Origin of the sequence: Alistipes montrealensis (assembly GCF_018362775.1) — a bacterium.
Taxonomy (GTDB): Bacteria; Bacteroidota; Bacteroidia; order Bacteroidales; family Rikenellaceae; genus Alistipes; species Alistipes montrealensis.
Map to the genome: position 1 here is coordinate 178517 of NZ_JAGYXY010000001.1, position 19163 is coordinate 197679.

At 55.5% G+C, this 19163-nt stretch carries 9 protein-coding genes; all 9 read right to left on the reverse strand.

What is annotated here, in order from left to right:
* Positions 1-103: 103 nt before the first annotated feature.
* From KG007_RS00750 to KG007_RS00790, 9 genes are read right to left on the reverse strand one after another with little or no spacing between them, the layout of a single operon-like run.
* Complete coding sequence (locus KG007_RS00750; RefSeq protein ID WP_213346900.1) at positions 104-1699, reverse strand: arylsulfatase; 1596 nt, start codon at positions 1697-1699, stop codon at positions 104-106.
* Between the two features lie 23 nt (positions 1700-1722).
* Positions 1723-3915, reverse strand: coding sequence for a M60 family peptidase N-terminal accessory domain-containing protein (locus KG007_RS00755; RefSeq protein ID WP_213346902.1), 2193 nt, complete (start codon positions 3913-3915; stop codon positions 1723-1725).
* Positions 3916-3945: 30 nt separating this feature from the next.
* The gene (locus tag KG007_RS00760; protein ID WP_213346904.1) at positions 3946-5586 is read right to left on the reverse strand and encodes a RagB/SusD family nutrient uptake outer membrane protein; all 1641 of its coding nucleotides are present in this window, start codon (positions 5584-5586) and stop codon (positions 3946-3948) included.
* Between the two features lie 20 nt (positions 5587-5606).
* Positions 5607-8732, reverse strand: coding sequence for a SusC/RagA family TonB-linked outer membrane protein (locus tag KG007_RS00765; protein WP_213346906.1), 3126 nt, complete (start codon positions 8730-8732; stop codon positions 5607-5609).
* A gap of 19 nt (positions 8733-8751) precedes the next feature.
* Positions 8752-10329 (reverse strand): fasciclin domain-containing protein, encoded by a 1578-nt coding sequence (locus KG007_RS00770; protein WP_213346908.1) that lies wholly within the window; start codon positions 10327-10329, stop codon positions 8752-8754.
* Between the two features lie 35 nt (positions 10330-10364).
* Positions 10365-11930, reverse strand: coding sequence for a fasciclin domain-containing protein (locus KG007_RS00775; protein WP_213346910.1), 1566 nt, complete (start codon positions 11928-11930; stop codon positions 10365-10367).
* Positions 11931-11954: 24 nt separating this feature from the next.
* Positions 11955-13454 (reverse strand): RagB/SusD family nutrient uptake outer membrane protein, encoded by a 1500-nt coding sequence (locus KG007_RS00780; RefSeq protein WP_213346912.1) that lies wholly within the window; start codon positions 13452-13454, stop codon positions 11955-11957.
* Between the two features lie 12 nt (positions 13455-13466).
* On the reverse strand, positions 13467-16814 hold the full coding sequence (locus KG007_RS00785; protein WP_213346913.1) for a SusC/RagA family TonB-linked outer membrane protein: 3348 nt from the start codon (positions 16812-16814) through the stop codon (positions 13467-13469).
* 33 nt (positions 16815-16847) lie between these two features.
* Positions 16848-19088, reverse strand: a complete 2241-nt coding sequence (locus tag KG007_RS00790; protein ID WP_213346915.1) for a fasciclin domain-containing protein — start codon at positions 19086-19088, stop codon at positions 16848-16850.
* Positions 19089-19163: the final 75 nt, after the last annotated feature.

Consider the following 19163-nt stretch of genomic DNA (forward strand, 5'->3'; position numbering starts at 1 on the left):
AGCCTCCTGCAAATACGAGCCGCGGCGACCCCGCGGCTCGTATTCACCGGCCCAAAACCGGCACAACACGGGGACGGCATCCAACCATCCCGGGCTGCGAAAGCTATTTGTTCAGTTTCTTCGGGTATACCTCGTGCGTGTCGGCCCACACCTTCCATTTGGCCACGAGTTCGCTGAGAATCTCGGGATACTCCGCGGCGACGTTGCGGCGCTCGGTGCGGTCGGCGGGAATGTTGAACAGCTCCCACTCCTTCGATTTCTCGTCCTTGACGGCCTTCCAGTCGCCGTGGCGCACGTAGCAGTTGTCGAAATGCTCGCCGAACAGGTAGTCGTGAAGCACGGTCTTCGGTTTGCGGATTGTCGGCACGAGACTCTTGCCCTCCAGCGGGTGGATGTCGTTTCCGTTGTAAGAGGCAGGATATGTCGCTCCCGAAACGTCCACGAAGGTCGCCATCAGGTCGGGCAGGAAGCTCACATTGTTGCGAATCTGGCCGTCGAAGCGCGAGAAGCGCCCGGGCCACGAAACGATCAGCGGAACGGCAAGTCCGCCCTCGTAGGCACGCACTTTATACTTGCGCAGCGGCGTATTGCTGACCTGCGCCCACGGCAGTCCGTAGGACGGAGCCACCCAACTGTTGGGGTCGTTGATATCGGCCACCGTACCGAAACCGGTCTCGGTGTGCGGTTCGGCGCAGGCGCCGTTGTCCGAGAGGAAGACAATCAGCGTATTCTCCTTTTCGCCGCTCTTCTCCACCCAGTCGAGCACGCGGCCCACATTGTAGTCCATGCAATGAACCTGTGCGGCATAGACCGACATACGCAGGGCGGAGTTTTTCCGCTCGGTCTCCGTCAAGTCCTCCCAATGGCGCGATTCCCACTCGGCGAGTTCCCACGTGTCGTCCACGAGGCCCAGTTCGGCCATGCGGCGGAAACGCGCTTCGCGGGTCTTCTCCCAGCCCGCATCGTACTTGCCGAGGAACTTGTCGATATCCTCCTGCTTGGCGTGAAGCGGCCAGTGGGGTGCGTTATAGGCAAGGTAGAGGAAATAAGGCTTTCCGTCGCCCTTGTTGCTGTCGAGGAATTCGATGGCATAATCGGTGAAAGCGTCCGTGGTGTAATACGGAGTTTCCGGGGGCGGCAGCTTGGTGTTGTCGAGCGTGAGCCCGCGTCCGCCGTGCGGCCGGAGGTAGCTGCTCGCTCCGGCCAGGATGCCGTAGAAACGGTCGAAACCGCGCTGCAAGGGCCATTTCTCCTGCCCATGCATGCCCAAATGCCATTTGCCCGACATGTAGGTATGGTAGCCCGCACTTTTCAGCACCTCGGCCATCGTCACACAGTTCCGGTTGAGGTAGCCCTGGTAGGCGGCGGGCTTTTTAGGACGCGGATCGCCCGGTTTGCGTCCGGGAACAGGGTCTTCCGACATTCCGCCGATACCGGCCTGGTGCGCATAGAGTCCCGTCATCAGGCTGGCGCGCGTGGGACACGAGCGGGCCGTGGAATAGAACTGCGTATAGCGTACGCCGCTCTGCGCAAGGCGGTCGATGTTGGGCGTGGGAATCTCGCCGCCATAACATCCGACATCGGAGTAACCCATGTCGTCGACCATAATCAGGATAATGTTGGGTTGTTTCGCCGCCGTTGCGCTGCCTGCGGCGAGCGCCGCGGCCGAAGCTCCCAATGCAAAAAGGGTTTTGTTCATGATCTATAAATTTCTTTTGCCTGTTATTCTGTCTTCTCCTCGACCAGTCCGAAGCTCATCTCGCACATCTGCGTAATGGAATACCCCGAAGTACCCGGCGTAATGGGCTGCAACTTGAACTGTATCTTGGTCGTCGTGTACTCCTGCTCGAAATAATAAAACTCCCAGTTGGAATTGTACAGCAGCTTGAATTCGCTGGGGACGGTGGGTTTCCAGACGCCGTCAGCATCGTCGTAGTATTGGATGTCGTAGATGTAGCTCGTGAAATAGTAGTTGGCGACGTTCCAGAGTGCAAACGTATTGAACGTGACCGGCTCCTGCGAATATTCGAAGTCGTCGTCCTCGGGAGTATCTTCGCCCGGACCCGTGAAGTTCAGAATGTAGAACGGGATATGGGCCCACATCGAACCGGTCTCCGGCTGCATGTGGCCGAGAAGTCCGTTCATGTTGCTGGTGTTGCCGTCGAACACGTTTTTCCAGGCCGGGTTGGCGATCGAGTTGCCGATGAACTTCGTCCCGTCTTTCTTGACGACCGTGTCGCACCGGGGATTGACCGGATCGTTATAAGCATTGTAATCCCAGGCTACGCCCCGCAGATACCAGTTGAGTTTGTCGTCGGCATCTTCCATGTCGAATTTCAGTCGGCAGGAGGGTCGCGTGATGGTCTTGTTCGGAGTCCGTGTCTCGAACGAAGGTTCCGTAGAGCCGTCGTAGCTGGTCCAGAACTGCTCGTTCTCGCCCAGTTCACGGAACTGTTTCATGTACCGGATGGCGATGGTCGAGCAGGGGAAATGCCAGCGGCGGAAGAACGGCAGCAGGTTGCGGTCGGCGTATTCGCAGGCGCTCATCACGAAGAAGTCGCAGGCAGCCTGCCCTTCGAGCAGTTCGTCGGGCTCGTATTTGAAACCGAGCTCACGGGCACGCTGGGAAACATAGGGAAAAAGACCCCAGCCCAGGTAATCGGCCAGTTGCTTCTGCATCGTCGTGCGGACATTGTCGTTGGCATGGCCGTACATGATGCCGTTGTCGCGGTTGTTGGTCGTGCGGTCGAATTCCTTGTTGAGTTTATCGACGTTGTCGGCAAAGTTGATCACCTGTCCGGGCCACATGCCGAGCGTACGCGCGTAGTGGTAGTAGCCGATGTTCAGCGTGGGCTGCAACAGTTTGCTGCTCTCCTGCCACGGACTTTTCACCGCTTCCCCGAAGCCGAAGAAGACGTTGAACCAATTGGTCGATCCGTCGGTCTGAGCCTGCAACAGATTCAGGTTGATCAGCTTCTTCTCGTCCACGAACACCGAGGTAGACTCTCCGCGCAGAAACCCGATGGGATAGCCGCCGTACTGCTGGACAACGGGCGTCGGGAAAAGGGCCGTCTGCCCGGCATCCGGAAGCTGGATGTCGGAATAAACACGCATGGGAGGCTGGTTTGCAGGATCGTAGCCTCCGAAACGGTAATAGGCGTCAGCGATCTTTCCGTAGTAATCCAGAACGCCGTCGGGGTCGGTCATCGCGCTCATTTCGGAGACGCCTGCCGTGAGGATTACCTTGTCGGAAACCAGTTCCGTCCAGTTGAGGAACGCCATGGAATCGGGATCCTCGCTGGGTGCAGCCAACAGCGCAGCACGTTCGATCATGGTATTGATCCAGTCACCGAACCGGGTTTCGCCCTGCACATAGTCGTCGGAGGCAACCGCGTTGCTGACCGTAACGGTTATATCCCCTGCCGGAACCTTATCGGCCGGGTAGCAGAAATAGAGGAAACCGCCGAAATGGCTCGAAATGGTATTCTTTCCGGAGTGAAGCGCACCCCGCGTTACGACATTCCCGTAACGCTGACGGAGCTGTCCGGAAAGCAGCTCGTGGCCGATGCCGATCTGGTATTGCAGGTCGGAGGTTCCCTCGGGGACCTCGACTTCGACCTGATCGCCCGAAGCGACGTAGAGGCCCGAGCGTTGAAGCACGGCCGAATCGGGGGCGAAAGCGAGCGGTTGGTAGCCGCCCTTCACCGGAACCTGCACATCGAACGCGCGTTCGATGCTTGCGGAAACGATACCCGGGAACTTATCGGCCCAGTCCCAGTAGGGATTACCCGCCGAGCCGCCCTCGTCCGAGCCGCCCATGTCGATCAGCGGAGTCTCCTCGGTCAGGTCCTTCGAACACGAAAAGGCTCCTATTGCGATTACTGCCGACAGCAGTATGATCAAAAACTTCTTCATAGCTTTATCTTCGTAATGATTCGAATTCTCTTATTTGTCCAGTTCCAGGTCGTAATCGATGAACCAGGCAGCAGGGTCCTGCAATTTCGCCTCATAAGCAGGACGTTCTGCGACCGGGAACTTACGGGTAACCATCCGGGCAAGCATCGCCGGATCGTTGTTGTTGCGGGCAATACGCATCATCGCAAACCAGCGTTTTCCCTCGCCGGCCAGCTCGCGGCCGGTCTCCTCGATAATCAGGCTGTCGAGTACCTGGCGCCTGCGTTCGGTGTACTCCGGGCTATTGGACGCTATATCCCCCATAAACCGTTCGTCGGTCGAACGAACAGCCGGAATGTTGAGCCTTCCGCGAACGCCGAGGCCTCCTTTCAGTTTCTCATAAGCATAGATCGGCGCATCGAACGGCGGATTGTAGCGGTTACCCGCAACCCAGTAAGGCTTGAATCCGTCGTTGATAATGGCATCGGCGGCATCGTAGTTGCCCAAGGCTGTGAGCGCCTCGGCGATCATCAAGTGGATTTCCGCCGCCCGGTAAATATAGATCGGGGCATCCTGGCTCTGGATAGAACGGATATAATTGTATTTATTGACCACGCTCTCCCCCATGCTTGTCGTATAAGTTACCGGATTGTTGCGCGGATCGGCGGCAACCTGAGAACCCGACAACTGGTAATCGGCGCGGGTCGAAAAACGGGAGGTCATCACCGAAGTCGGCTTCATGTAATATTCACATGCCGGCTCGGAGGAAAAGAGCGAATAGAGCGGATTGATCTGGCGCTGCGAATAATCGTAGAGCACCATCGTAAGGCCCTCGTTGGTCTGGGGGTTGGCCGGAGAATCGGAGAAGAGCGTACTCCACATCTTCGTCTTGCCGAACTGCTCCGAAAGGGTGAATTTATTGACATCTCCGGCAGGCGTCAGGGCCTGTCCCGTAATCAGGTTGATCCCCTTCTTGGCAGCGGATTCGTAATCCTTGTTCCAAAGGTAAAGTTCGCACAGCAAGGCGTCGGGAGAGATGGTGATACTGTTCCAGATACCCGTTGTGCCGAACATCGTGTTGATGTCCACGCGGCGGAGGCCGTTGACGTTATCCACGCCGGTATTCATAAAGTAGATCAGCTCGGGAATCAACTCGTCGAACGTCAGCACGGGAAGTTTGCTCAGGTCCGTCTCGCCGGTCATCGCATAGTCGTAATAGACCGCCTTGCCGTAAAGTTTGCCGATATTAAGGTAAACCCAGGAACGCAGCGTAACCGTACCGGCAATCATCTGGCGGTAAGTGGTGGTCGGAATAACGCCCGGATAGTTTTTGTTATACTCGATCGTATTGCGCAGAAAGTCGTTACAGTTCATTACAATGCGGTACAGCGGCGTAGGATCGGCTACCGAATTATCCGGCTGAACGTCGTAGCGGAATACCTCCCAGTAGCTGTCGGGAGCCTGGTCCGTAGGAGTTATCAGATCGCCCCACAGCTCGCTTGTTACCACGAGTTTGGGAGCTACATCCTGCAAGGTTCCGAACAGACCCATGAAGGAAGCGTATATATTCGAACGTTCGGTATAGTTATCGTCCGCGTCGAGCATATTATCCGGCGTCTGCTCGAAGAAATCCGAACAGGACGCCAGCGAAGCAGCGCTCAGGACAAGCATTATCTTTTTGAAAAGTTTCATAACTCGTATCGTTTTCACCGTTAAAAATTCAGGATAAGACCGATTTTCACATATTTCGGTACGGGAACCTTCGCAACGTCCAGTCCTACCATGGCCATATCGTAGGAGTAGGCGAATTCAGGGTCGGAACCCTTGTAATCCGTAAAGCAGAGCAGGTTTTCACCCGTGATGAAGACCTTGAATCCGGTCATGAAAAGCAGTTTCTTCTTGGTCTCCCACGAAATGGTCAGCTCCTTGAGTTTCAGGTAGGAACCATCTTCGATCCAACGTGAAGAGAAACGGTTGTTACCGGCGGGATCGCCATAAACCACACGCGGAATGTCGGTTTTCTGGCCCTCGGCCACCCAACGGCGCCCCATACTGGCCGCCTGGTTGGTAAAGCCCTTGCCCAGCTCGTTGTAACGACGGGTTCCGTTGTAAACCTCGCCGCCGTAGCTGTAAGCGAAATTAGCGAAAAGCGAAAAGCCCTTCCAGGTCATCCGGGTATAGAAACCGCCGAAGAAATCGGGGTCGGCGCATCCGAGTACCTCCCGGTCGCCGTCCGTGATGAGTTTGTCGCCGTCGAGGCTGCGGAAACGCATATCGCCGCCCGTATAAGCATAACCGCTCAAGGTCGTCAGGCCTTCGTCAGCGGCCTGCTCCGAAGTGGCATAAACACCGTCGGCACGGTGGCCGTAATAGGAAAAAGGAGCTTCGCCGACCTTGTTGATGAGCGTAACGCCGTCGCCGAGATCGATAATCTGCTGATCCTGGCCGCCGAGGCTCATGATACGGGTCTTATAGTAAGCGATGTTACCGCCGACGCGCCAACGGAATTTACCGCCGGTCAGCAGAACACTGGCGCTGAGTTCCACGCCGCGCGAACGCATCGAACCGCTGTTCTTATAGATGACACCCGATCCGTAAACAGGCGAAGCCTTGGTGTCAACAATCATGTTACGGGTGTATTCCTGGAATATGTCGGCACTCACCGTGAACTTATCGCCCAGCAGCGAGAAATCCACGCCAAGGTCGAGGTTCGTTACACGCTCGGGACCTATCTTCTGGTTGGGAACGCCGGCGCGTACCAGGCCGCTCACGTCGCGCAGCAGTTGCAGCATGTAGTAATAGCTGCCATAGGCGCTGCTGTAACGGCTGTTGGGATTGACGCTGTATTCGGCCCGCAGCATCAGGTTGGAGACAGCATTGCTGTTCCGCAGGAACGGAGCGTTGCTGATTTTCCAGCCGGCCTTGACGCCGGGGAAAACATACCAGCGGTCGCTGTATTTGCCGTAGGTCGAAGAAGCGTCCACGATCCCGATCGCCGAAAGGTACAGCTGGTTCCGGTAATTATAATCGGCCTTCAGGTAGGCGTTCATCCAGTTCAGGACCTCGGCATAACCGCCCGAAGAACGGCCCACGGAGGAGACGTTGGAGAGCGTGCGGTAACGGTCGGTCGTGGTGTTGATACCCGAGCCGCTGCTGGCCTGCGTACGCGAGGAGATCATCTGCCACCCCGCTTTCAGATCGAGGTTGTGACTGCCGGTCGAGAAATTGTAGGATACGCCGACCTTGCCGAAATAGTCCCTCGACTCGGAAGAGCCGCTGCGAACCGTATTGAGGGCGAGGCCGCCCATCAGCGGAGCAATGGTCCCCGAACTCAGGCCGCCGATGAAAATATCGTCCTTGACATAGCGGTAGTAGATACCGAACGTCATATCGGCCGTCAGGTTTTTGAGGATTTTATAATTCAGGCCCGTGTTGACAAGGAAATCGTAGATTTTGTTCTTGCCCTCGATGCCGGTCAGCATAGCCACAGGATTGGAAACGTTCATCACCGGGTCGATCCGGGCATATTCGGTCAGGATAGCTCCGCTGTTATCGACCTCGTAGATTCCGGTCAGCGGAGAGTGTGAATAGGCCGCCAACAGCGGATTGGTTTCAGGCGAAAGCCCCTGTTCCTGAAGTTTCATCTCCAGAAAGTCGAACGAGATCGACGCAAAGGCGCTCAGTTTATCGCTGAAGTTGATGTTGGTGTTACCGTTGGTGTAGAACTTATCCCGCGAGGTTCCGTCGACCACGCCGTTTCCTTTCTGGTAGCCGGCCGTAACGAGGTACTGGACCACAGCGTCGCCGCCCCGTACCTTGAGCATGTTATCCGACACGAAGGCGGGCGAATAAATCTCTTTCTGCCAATCGGTGTTAAAACCGTAACGCACTTTTTCGCCGGGTGTCATATTGCCGCTCAGGAAGGGGAATGCTTTGCCGATCTCCTCGGAATTAGCGTAGTAGCTGCCGGCAATGTCGGCGATGTAACGGCTGAAGTCGAGTCCCGAGAGCAGGGGCAGCCTCTTGTTGATAAAGCCCACGCCCTCGACGCTCTGCAATTCGACCAGCGTCCGGCTGACCTTACCGCGTTCGGTCTTGATCATCAGCACGCCGTTGCTGCCGAGCGAGCCGTAAGACATCGCATCGGCTCCTTTCAGGAAGGTAATCTGCTCGATGTTACCCAGGCTGACCGGTTCGAGCAGGTCGCCCGAAAAACCGTTGATAATGTTCGACGTATTCTGGTCCGACAGGAAAGGAACCCCGTCGACAACCAGCAGCGGTGTATTCTGGCCCAGCAGGGTACGGTTACCGCGCAGGTTGAAGAAGGAACCTTCCCCCACCATGCCGCTCTTGTTGCTCACGCGCAAACCCGCAAAACGGCCCGTGAGGGCGTCGCTCGCCGTAAAATAACCGCGGTTGATGTCTTTGATGCCCACCGATCCGGCCGATCCGATGCGGTCGGACATCGGAACCTCACCGTCGGGCGAAGAATAGTGGTCGGTCGCCAGGGTTTTGTCCGCCTGCATCAGATAGACCACCACGCTGTCGCGGCCGAGCAGGTTCACGCGGGCTGTGAAATAGCCATCCTTCGCGACGTTGATAGTAGCCCGGTCGGAGAAAATCTTAGCCCGGAAAACACCTTTCGGGCCGCTGACCACCGAACGCGCCAGTTCGCCGGAACTGACCTGCGCCGCTTCGAGCGGCTTCCGGGTATCGGCATCCAGCACGAGACCCACGATCTGACGGCTTTCCGACGGATCACGGTACTGCTGCGCCGTCGTTCGCCCCCCTGCAAAGAGCACGAACAGGAACAAAATGTATTTGATAGAATTACGCATTTTACACTCTTTTAAGGGGTTAATAATTATCGGTCGGGGTCAGAACGATCCGGCCCACACAGATGCGGCGCTTCTCACCCACGGTAAACTTGCCGGGAATGACGATCCGCAGTTCGAGCGGCTGGTATTTACCGGTGACTTCATATTCATTGGTCAGCAGACCGATCGTACTGTTACCGGTAGCCTGTCCGTCGTCGAACGCATTGGCCACGATACCCTCGGCCCGTCCGATCAGGGTCATGTCGTTTTCGCCGTGAACCTGGTAAACATCGAGAATATCGGTCTGGTTGGCATTGCCGTATTTATAGCTGACCAGATGGCAGCGGACCCGGTACTTACCCGGCATAATGCTGAGCGGAATGTTCGTCAACTGCTCCTCATCGTACGTACAACTCTTGAATTGGTAATAGTTGTCCTGGAAATTGGTCGTATACTGGAAGAAAGCCGCCAGTTTATCGGGAACCAACCGGCTGTTAAAGTTATTAATCGTGCTTTTGTAGGAGTCGTAGGGTCCGGGATTTACTTGCGAAAAGCCTTTCCCACCGTCGACAATCTCCTTGCGCAAATAGTAAGGATTGAATTCGAGCGACTCGAAATAAACGCTGCGCGGAACATAGCATTTGCTCATGGGATAAATGCGGCCGTTGCTCATCTCGACGGGATCGAGCACCGTCTGGTAATTGGTGCGAACATCCTTTCCGAGCACCGATTTCAGGGAACTATTCGGCTGGAAATCGACCAGTCCGCTGTGAAGCGCCGCCTGCATCATCCAGTTCACCCACTTGAGGGTATCATCCTGCGTTACTTCACGTTCGACGCTTTCCAGATACTCCGTCTTCTCGCGGAACATCGCTTCGAAAGCCGCATTGTCCGGAGCGAGAAGCGTATAACGCACGCTCTCGTCGTTCAGGTCGAGGTCGTTCAGCAGGTCGTTCTTCACGATCCACACCGAATCGTAGATAATCCGGCCATTCTCGTCGACGCCTATGATCGGACTGTTCTCCTTGTCGAATACCCGCAGGTTATGGGCAAAAAGCGTATCGCGGAAACGCGAGTACTCATCGCCGACCTCTTCGAGCCACTGGTAGAGGTTTTTGCGGGGCGTAAGCCACTCGGAAGCCCGGTGGACAACGCCGTTCTCGAATACCCGGTCGAGTTCGGAGAGCGCTACGCCGTCGATGGAATAAACACCCGAAGTATGCTCCACGCTCAGGTATTTGCCCGCCATGGTCCCCACGGTCGAAAGACGGTCGAGATTACGGCTGAAAACCGTCGTAATCGAAATATGGTTGCGCGCGAGACGCAGTTTCTCGGAGGGACTCATTGAAGCGACCTCCGCGGGCATCCGGGAATTGACCGGGGCCCAGACCGTTACGAGATCCGAACCCGACAGGATTCCGGTCAGGCCGGTCTCCCCGACGAGTTTCACGAAATCGGAATAGTCGGGATTACTCTCCAGGTATTCGAGGACGGTTCCCTCTCCGGTAGCAGTCTCACCGCCCGTGTAGTAGTCGTCCACGGCATTGGTACAAGCCGAGACGGCCAAAACAGCAAGGCCGCACAACGCTTTTATAATCTTATTTTCAGAAATATACATATTCTTCATTTTTTAGATTCAGGCATAAAGAACTACTATTCCACAGGAACGAAGGTAATGCGGTCGAATCCGCAGGTTCCGCCGACTGAACCGACCGTAAACCGTACCGTGTGTGTCTCCTCGCTGGTCAGCGTACGGTTGCCCCAGTTGCCTACGGCATCGCCGTTGACGAAGTTACGGTCGTTGCCCATAGCAACGTCATCCCACAGGATGTTGCACTTACCGCCGTAGTCGGCGTCGTTCGATTTCTCGATCGTAAACGTGTAGGTTCCGGCAGGCAGCACAGGAATGTCCACTTCGAGCCAGCCGATGTCACCCATATCCCAATAAAGGGCGTCGCTGTTAAGATAGCGTCCGTTGTCCACATATGCGCTGTGATACCATACCTGCGCCTTGGTTGCGGGAATCGACTCCCAGCGGATTCCGGGAATTTCAAGGTCGTTTGCTATCAGGTCGAATTTCTGAACCTCGCTGCCCGAGGTCTTCTCAGCACGGTAGAACGGAATAGCCTGGAACTCGACTTTATCGGTAGGTTCCCACACCACGACGTAATGGGCCATAGTCTGCGGAAGCAGGCCCAGGTTGTTGATTTCGTGGACATAGCCGTTTTTGGCAGGAATATCGCGCCGTCCATCGACAATGCGGAAACTCTCCTCGCCGGCCTGAGGGTTGAAATCGATGGCACTGCCCGTGTCAAGCACCGAAATACCTTTGATCTCGGAGCAGGAATAGATCGTCATGGACTTGTAGCCCGCGGGGAAGGTGGTCAGTTCGGCATATCCGTTCAGCTTATCCATCAGATGATAGCGCACATACTGATAGAAGTCCGATTCGGAATCTGCGGGATCACCGCCGCCGAAGTAGGCTTTCAGGTCATCCAGGCTGTTGATGCCGCGGCTGCGGAACACCTCGTCCGACACGACCAACACGGTTTTATTCTCCCGGATGGTGGTCTCGTTGATCGTCCGATAAGTATTGTCGAGCCAGGTATCGAAACCGCAGGCCTGAAGCGCACCCGCGAAAATCGAATAATTGGCATTTCCGGAGATAATCCCCCAAACGCTCACGGTCAGGGGCTCCAGCAGTTTATCCAGCGTGTGGATCACGCCGTTGGAAACGTCAATATCCTTGCGGACGAGGAACGAAAGTTCCTTGCCCTCACCGTTGTCGATATAACGCTGCTGCGTCTCGACGTTGGCCCCGGCCGTGAGGTAATCGCCGGTAAGAGTCGGCAGCGAGAGTTTCAGCATCAGGTTCGCACTGGCCATCTTGGCCCCGTTGACGATGTGATAACGCACCAGGAAATCGACTTCGTCGAAAGGCATTTCGGCGATCGACCGGTAGCTCGTCTTCTCCCGCAGATAAGTCTGCACGGCATCGTTGTCAGCCACGAAGCAGGTGAACCGGCTGGAGCCGAGGTTCATGGCGTTGTAGAGATTGACTTTGCGGAGCATCTCGACCCACATCGAGAATTCGGGCTGTTCGGAAAGCCATTCGCCGACAGGTTTTTCGTCGTAAGCGCGGAACACCTGATCCTTGAACGGGTCGTCGCAACTGCCCAGCAGCAGCAAGCCCGCTATGATTGCTATAATTTTACGCATAAGGTCCTTTTTTTGTCGGTTAGGTTACAAGTAATAAGGATTTTGCACGAGGACGCCGCCGCTGGCTGACATATCGTCCTCATTAATCGGCAGGAAGTAGCTGTAGGTATTCTGCAGTTTGGCTTCGTAAAGCGGACGGTCCTTGGCGGCTACGTTCTGGAGCAGCAGCTTGATCAGCTTGCTCTTATACTCGCCGTTGTTGCGGGTAGCCACCCGTACCAGGTCGAACCAGCGTTTGCCCTCGAAACTGAGCTCCCGCAGACGCTCGTCCAACACCAGGTCGATCATTTCAGACTGGCTGGAAGGCATGTCCGGGTGCATCGTATATAAGGAACGTTCCCGTATCTGCTTGACGATTGCATAAGCAGCGGCCATGTCGCCTTCGCCTTCCCGCATGACGAGCGCCTCGGCACGCATCAGCAGCACGTCGGCCAGCCGGTAGAAAATCCAGTTGGCATCGCGCTGCGAAGATTCCCGCAGGTTCTCGACACCGCGCGCCGTTCCGGCATATTTCCAGATTTTACCGCTCGCCTCGATGTAGCTGGCCCCGGATCCGCGCAGGTCCGGTTCGTCGGGAAACTCGTTGAACTTGGCAATGGCGGCATCCGAAATGGCGTAGTTATTCGCATTGGCGCTCTCATTGTAGAACCACGCGAAAAGGCTATTATTCTGGAGCTGTGCACCGTCCCACTGCAACTCGATAATGCTCTCGGAGGAATTACCCGGATAATAAATGCTGTACCAGTCTTCTGCGGAAAGCAGTGTATAGAGGCCCGACTTTTCGATATTGTCGCACATGGCGATCGCTTCGTCGTACTCTCCGAGCCACAGGTAGATGTCGGCGGCAAGAGCGTAAAGCGCCCACACCGTAGCGCGGCCCTTATTCTCCCACGAACCGGGATCGTAAGCCACCGGAATCAACTGCTCGCACGCGCGAAGGTCCCGGACCACGGTTTTCAGGATGTCCATTCCGTCACTCTTGGGAATCCGGAACTCCTGGCTGTCGTTCAGATAGGCTTCGGTAATATAGGGAACGTCGCGGAAGGTCCGGACCAGGTAGAAATAGCAGAGCGCACGCACCCACTTCGCTTCGGCTATATAGGCTTCGCAGGCTTTCTCGGTAAACGTTTTATCGCGCGGCAGCACATCGGCCGCATACTGGATAACCGCATTGCAACGACCGATCGCATTGTAGAACGGCTGCCATTTGCAAATCGGGTTGTCGGACTTTATATCGAGTCCCTTGACGGCCAGCATATTCTCGTTAGAACTCAGGCCCGGGCCGAGTTCCATCACATCCCCGCGCAACTCGCCCCACCTCACCAGGTACTCGAGGCTGCTACGAAGCTGCTGGTAAGCGCCCATCATAACAGCGTCGACCTCTTCCTTGTTATTCCAGAATTCGTCGACCGGCTGTTCGTTCTCGGGTCTCACATCGAGCCAGTTATTACATCCCGAAGCTCCGGAAACCAGCAGGAGCAGCAGGAATGTTTTCAGACTATCGAAAAAATATCTCTTATTCATAACTCGCATAATTTAGAAGCTAAACGAAAGGTTGAAAGCGATTTTACGAGCAGGCGGCGTACGACTGCTGTCTATCGCCAGGCCGTATGCTCCCGATCCGACGCCCACTTCGGGGTCCTGCCCCGAATAGTTCGTAAAGGTGAACAGGTTATAAGCCGTAGCGGAAATGACCATGTTCATCAGCCCCATCCTCCGGCAGAACTGCTGGGGAACACGGTAAGTCAGCGTAATGTCCTTAAATTTCAGGAACGATCCGTCCTCGACGAATTTACTGCTGCCCATCGAGTTGTAGTTCGTGCCCCACAATGCACGGGGGATATCGGTGTCGTCGCCCTCGTAACGCCAGCGGCGAAGTACGTTCTTCGACTGGTTGTTACCGGAATTCATATTCTCAAGTTCGTGGCGCGTTTTGTTGATGATGCTGTGTCCGAGACGGAAATGCAGCGAAGTACGCAACTGCCAGCCTTTGTATTTCAGCACCAGGCTTCCGCCTCCGGTGAGCGTCGGGAACGAAGAGCCGAGGTAAACGATGTCCTGCTCGTCGATCACGCCATCGTGGTTCAGGTCCCTGTACTTGGCGTCGCCGGGGCGCATGCGAGTGGTTCCGCCCACACGGATGGGAACCGTATTGCCGTTGACATCGCGGATAAGTTCGCCCTGGGCGTCGCGGGCCAGCGTCTCGTCGTAATTCTGGTAGACGCCGTCGAAAATATAGCCGTAGATGGAGCCGATCGGATTGCCCTCCATGATCTTACGGGGGTAATTGCCGTTTCCGATCGTGTATTTCTCGGCGATCATGCTTTCGGGCAGCGAAGTGATTTCATTGACGTTGCGCGCTAGGTTGATGTTGGACAGGCTCAAACTGAATTTACCTATTTTCAAGATGTCGTTCAGGCTCACCGACAACTCCCAACCGCGGTTGCGGATATCACCGCCGTTATACCGGCGCACGGAGTTGTAACCGGTCGTCGACTGGATATTCATATCCTTCATAATCAGGTCCGAGGTTTCGTTGTTGTAATAGTCGAAACTGAACCGGATCATATTTCTCTTGAACGAACCTTCCAGACCCACATTGTACGAGGTTACGATCTCGGGCCTGAGGTTGTCGAGCTGCATCTGGTTGGGCTTGATCGAAGGACGGTCCATATAGGCATCCTCGTAGGCGAACGTACCCGTCACGAAACTTGCCGCCGGGACCCGTTCGCTCTGCCCCCAACTGGCTTTCGCACGCAGTTCGTCGATCCATTTCGCCTCCTTCATGAATTTTTCGTTGTTGATTCGCCAAACGGCGGAAAGCGAAGGACGAATAGACGACCAGCGGTTGTTGCGGCCGGTATTGGAATTGGCGTTTATACGGCCTGCGATGTTCAGGGCGTAACGCTCGTCGTAGACATAGTTCAGACTGCCCACCAATCCGATCGTGCGCCGCTTGGCCCAGGCCGAATTCATCTTGATGATCTTACCCTCGGACGACGGGGAGCTGACCGCTTCGGCGCCGCTGCCGGTAGTGGTGATGCTGTAACTGTTGTTGTTGGTGGCTTCGATCTGTTCCCGAAGCGTTGCCTGAATGCTATGTCTGTTGATATTCACCCCGTAGTTGATATTGACATCGGCATAGGTTACGGCCTTATTGGACTGCGCCTCGAGACCCTGGTTGTAGTTCTGGTTGGACCACTTCACATTCATCACCGACGAGGGTAAAAAACCGTTGGTGCGGACTGCCGTGAGGCGGTAAGAAATATTGGCCTTGATGTTCAGACCCTGGATCGGAGTATAATCGACACCGAAATTAGCGCCTACGGTACGCGCCTTGGTTCGCTGGGTCGATTCGAGCACGTGGGCAAGCGGATTCGGGAAGGTCTTCTGGATGGAGCCTTCGGGAGTGCTGAAATACTCGCTGGTCGGATTTCCGTACTGGTCCAGCACCCAAGGGCTCACGTTGGGCATTTTGATCATGGCCGTATTGCGGACAGGCTTTTTCAACTGTTCGTTGATCGCATAGCCCGAATTCGCCTCATTGGTCGCATCCTCCGTCGCACCGATGGCCAGGTCCTTGGAAGTGGAACCGTAAGGCTGGTTACGCGTCGACTCGGTATAGTCGAATTTGGAAGATACGCGGAATTTCCGGGAGAATTTGATCGTCAGGTTCAGTCGTGAGGTGATACGCGAAAAATCGGTCGCCTTGGTCGTACCGTCCTGATCGAGGTAGTTCAGCGAAAACCGGTAATTGGCAACCTCGCCGCCGCCGTCCATCGCAAAGTCGGTCGTGGAGGTGAGCGCATTCCGGGAAATCAGGTCGAGCCAGTCGGTATTGCAGTTGAACTCGTTGAAATACTCGTAGGAACGGTCGTAAAGAATATCCTTCTGGTTGTTCAGCGTCCTCACGCGCTGCTGGTCGTAATCGCCGTCCTTGATCCAGTTCCACATGGCATCCTGCATCAGCGTTACATACTCAGGACCGTTGAGCAGCGGAATCGGCTTAGGATCGAACGAGTAGTCGATTTTCTGGCTAAAGGAGAAGACGGGTTTGTGCACACCGCCCTGCTTGGTCGTGATCAGCAGCACGCCGCTGGCGGCACGGGGACCCCAGAGTGCGGTAGCGGCTGCATCCTTGAGAATCTCGATCGACTGGATATCGTTCGGCGAGATGTTGAGCAGGGAACCGAAGTCCTCCACGTTGGCATCGCCGAAGTTGAAATCCTCGTCGATGTCGTTATCCTGCGGGATACCGTCGATTACGATCAGGGGCTCGTTGCTGGAGTTCAGCGACGCCGAGCCGCGAATACGGATCGTAGAGACCGTACCGGGGTCGCCCGAGGCCGCCACAATGTCGAGGTTGGCCATTCGGCCCTGGATCATCTGGTCGATGGAGGTTACGCTCAGGTCCTCGAACTGCGTTACGTCGAGGTACTCGGTAGCCGTACCGAGGTTCTCACGCTTGACGCCCTGTTCGTTTTTACGCACGACCTTACCCTCGACGACGACGGACTGGATCGATTTGGCGTCCTCCTTCAGGCGCACGTCGTAAACCCGCTGCCCGGTATAGGGAACCTTCGAAGTGATATAACCCACGAAGCCCGTAACGATGGTCAGGTCCTTTGCATTGGCGGGCACGCTCAGGATATATTCGCCCTGGATACCCGTTACAGCTCCGACGATAATTCGCTGGTCTTTATTTTGCAGGTAGACCGTAGCGCCCGGCAGCACGCCCTGACTGTCCGACACGACACCGCGCATCGTATAAGTCTCCTTCTGGCTTTTGGCGCTTTTGGACTGTTGCTGCGCTTGCGCCAAAGAAAGGTCCGGCAACAGGCACACAGCAGCCATTATTAGTAGAAGTGAAAAATTTTTCATCATCCGCTGGTATGTAGTTTTGATTTTGGTTCAGGCTTAATTTCCGTACATCGTACGATAATCGAAGCAGGTATTGATGGAGTAAGTCGCACAGTTGGTACGCAGGTAGATCACCCCGGGATCCGTCGTAATGGAGTTACCTGCCATATCGGTAATGGTCAGCGACTCGGGATTCTCGGGATTCCACCCAATAGTCATCATCTTGGCATCGATCTCGTTCTGGTACTCCGACAGCGTGACGTAAGTACCCGAATAGGCCTCATCCGTCGCTCCCTCGGGGCCGAGGCCCGGCAGCAGATAGTAGTTGAGCTTGTTCTTCTTCAGCGGCACGAAATAATATTGGAGATACTTGCGCAGTTCCGTTACGTCGCCGTCGACCACCTCGGGAATCATCCCGGCGTCCTTCGCAGCGAGAATCGCCTCGTTGGTCGGGAAGAAGACCAGTCCGTCGGCGATCGGATTGACCAGACCGCCGCTGTTGTTGCCCAGGCCCGCCGTAATCATCAGGGCCTTGAACTGTGCATATTCCGGCATTTTACCGGTTTCAGAATAGGCTCCGACACGGGCGGGAATCACCCGGTCGGTCTGGTAGACCGTTCCGTTTTTGGTCTCGAACGTCTCCTTGACAGCCAGTTCCTTGCCCGAATAGTCGTAGAGCGCCTTGTCCTTCATATAAAAATAGGTCTTCTCGTCCTTGGCGATGAAATAGCGGAGGTCGTCGGCGTCCTCCAACGCAGGAACAGAGCCGTAGACGAACTGGGACATCACCAGGTTCGATACCGCATTGGCATTCATCGTACCCGACTTGCTGCGGAACGTGTAATCGCCGTTGGTCGTGGAACTTTCACTCGACGAATAACCGGCCGTAGCCAGGTCCTGGTCGTTCTGGATGAAGAGCGTGAACCGGTTATTGGGATCGACCGTCTGCTGGTACATATTCTTCGTGTTGAAAGCCTGCGCGTAGAACGAGAATTGCGGATAGCGGAACAAGGGGGCTGTCAGGTAGGTGAAGACAGCCGGTTCGAACACTTTGTCCATCCCGTAAATGACGCCGTTCGTGCAGTAAGACACGCTGTGGAGTTCCGACGAAGCGACGCGGAACTGTTCGCCATTCACACCGACCACCGGCCGCTGGTCCAGTTCCGAAGGCAGGATCAGGTCCTGGCCCCCGTAAACATGGGCCCTCAGGAAGTGGAAAATGGCGTTTTTGGGAATCAGGCTTAGGAAATTGTCCGAAGTCTGCGTGCCGTACTCGCTGAAAAAGGTCTTCAGGTACTCCTCCAACACCTCGTTGTCAGGCAGGAAGCAGTTGACGGAATAACGCAGCGGACGGTCGAAAACCACACCGCTCTCGTCGTGGTAGGTCCATTCGCTGGCGATCTCGGGAATCTCGGCCGTACGGTTGGGCTCCTTCCAGTGGTAGAAATAGAAAAGCGAGTCGCCCGACGAGGCAGCATAGTTCTTCGAAACGGCGGCGTCGTACTTATACAGACTCACCCGGTCGAAAAGTCCTTTGCAGAGCGAATAATCGGCGCCTGCGCCCGAATCGTCCGACAGTTCCTTATAGATGGTACGCGAAGGCTCCATCACCTTGTCGACGATATAAAGGTAACCGTTGTCGGTGGGAATGCCGCTTTCGATCACGGCTGCATTGCCTGCATAGAGGCGGTCGTTAGCCCCCTGCCAGTTTACGTCGGGGAAGAATTTGCGGTAGTCGCCCTCCGCATCGGAAATCCCCCGCTTGGCAAACATCCGCGTCGAAAAGACGGGCATGTACTTTTCGCGGGAAAAGAGCTTCACTTTCCGCCGGGTTACCGGATCGGTATAATCCTCGATAGCCGGACGCCCGTAAGTTTTGTACTTGTAGCAGGAACCGTCGCCCGTATCCGTTCCATCCTCCGAAGAGGTCATCGAGAAGGAAAGGAAATCTTCCGTGGTGTAGGCGAACTGGATCATGTGGCAGCCCACGAGCAGTGTAAGGTCCTCGACGGGGACCTGGTCCACGTCAGACGTACCATATTTGCTTTGGAGATAACTGCCGAATGCTTCGTCGTCCGGAGCAAAAACCGTTACGAGTCCGCCGCCGTCCACGAGTCTGCGGTAACCGCTGCGATCGAGCGCCTTAATGAAGCTGGTGAAATTGCCTCTGCTTTCGAGAATCCGGCAAGTCGTACCGAGGGAATATTTACCTCCGTCCTTCTCGTCCATCGATTCGCAGGCGACCAGAAAAAACATTGCCGCCGAAAGCATAAGCGACCATAGTCGAAATACCTTCATATAAATTAGTTTTAGGTTGGTAAGTTTTACTCGACAACAAAGAAAGGCTGTTTCCGAGAAAACAGCCTTAGACAC

Bases quoted from the DNA above. Each gene is read 5' to 3' on its own strand.
- KG007_RS00750 (WP_213346900.1), bottom strand. From the start codon at position 1,699: ATGAACAAAACCCTTTTTGCATTGGGAGCTTCGGCCGCGGCGCTCGCC.
- KG007_RS00755 (WP_213346902.1), bottom strand. From the start codon at position 3,915: ATGAAGAAGTTTTTGATCATACTGCTGTCGGCAGTAATCGCAATAGGA.
- KG007_RS00760 (WP_213346904.1), bottom strand. From the start codon at position 5,586: ATGAAACTTTTCAAAAAGATAATGCTTGTCCTGAGCGCTGCTTCGCTG.
- KG007_RS00765 (WP_213346906.1), bottom strand. From the start codon at position 8,732: ATGCGTAATTCTATCAAATACATTTTGTTCCTGTTCGTGCTCTTTGCA.
- KG007_RS00770 (WP_213346908.1), bottom strand. From the start codon at position 10,329: ATGTATATTTCTGAAAATAAGATTATAAAAGCGTTGTGCGGCCTTGCT.
- KG007_RS00775 (WP_213346910.1), bottom strand. From the start codon at position 11,930: ATGCGTAAAATTATAGCAATCATAGCGGGCTTGCTGCTGCTGGGCAGT.
- KG007_RS00780 (WP_213346912.1), bottom strand. From the start codon at position 13,454: ATGAATAAGAGATATTTTTTCGATAGTCTGAAAACATTCCTGCTGCTC.
- KG007_RS00785 (WP_213346913.1), bottom strand. From the start codon at position 16,814: ATGATGAAAAATTTTTCACTTCTACTAATAATGGCTGCTGTGTGCCTG.
- KG007_RS00790 (WP_213346915.1), bottom strand. From the start codon at position 19,088: ATGAAGGTATTTCGACTATGGTCGCTTATGCTTTCGGCGGCAATGTTT.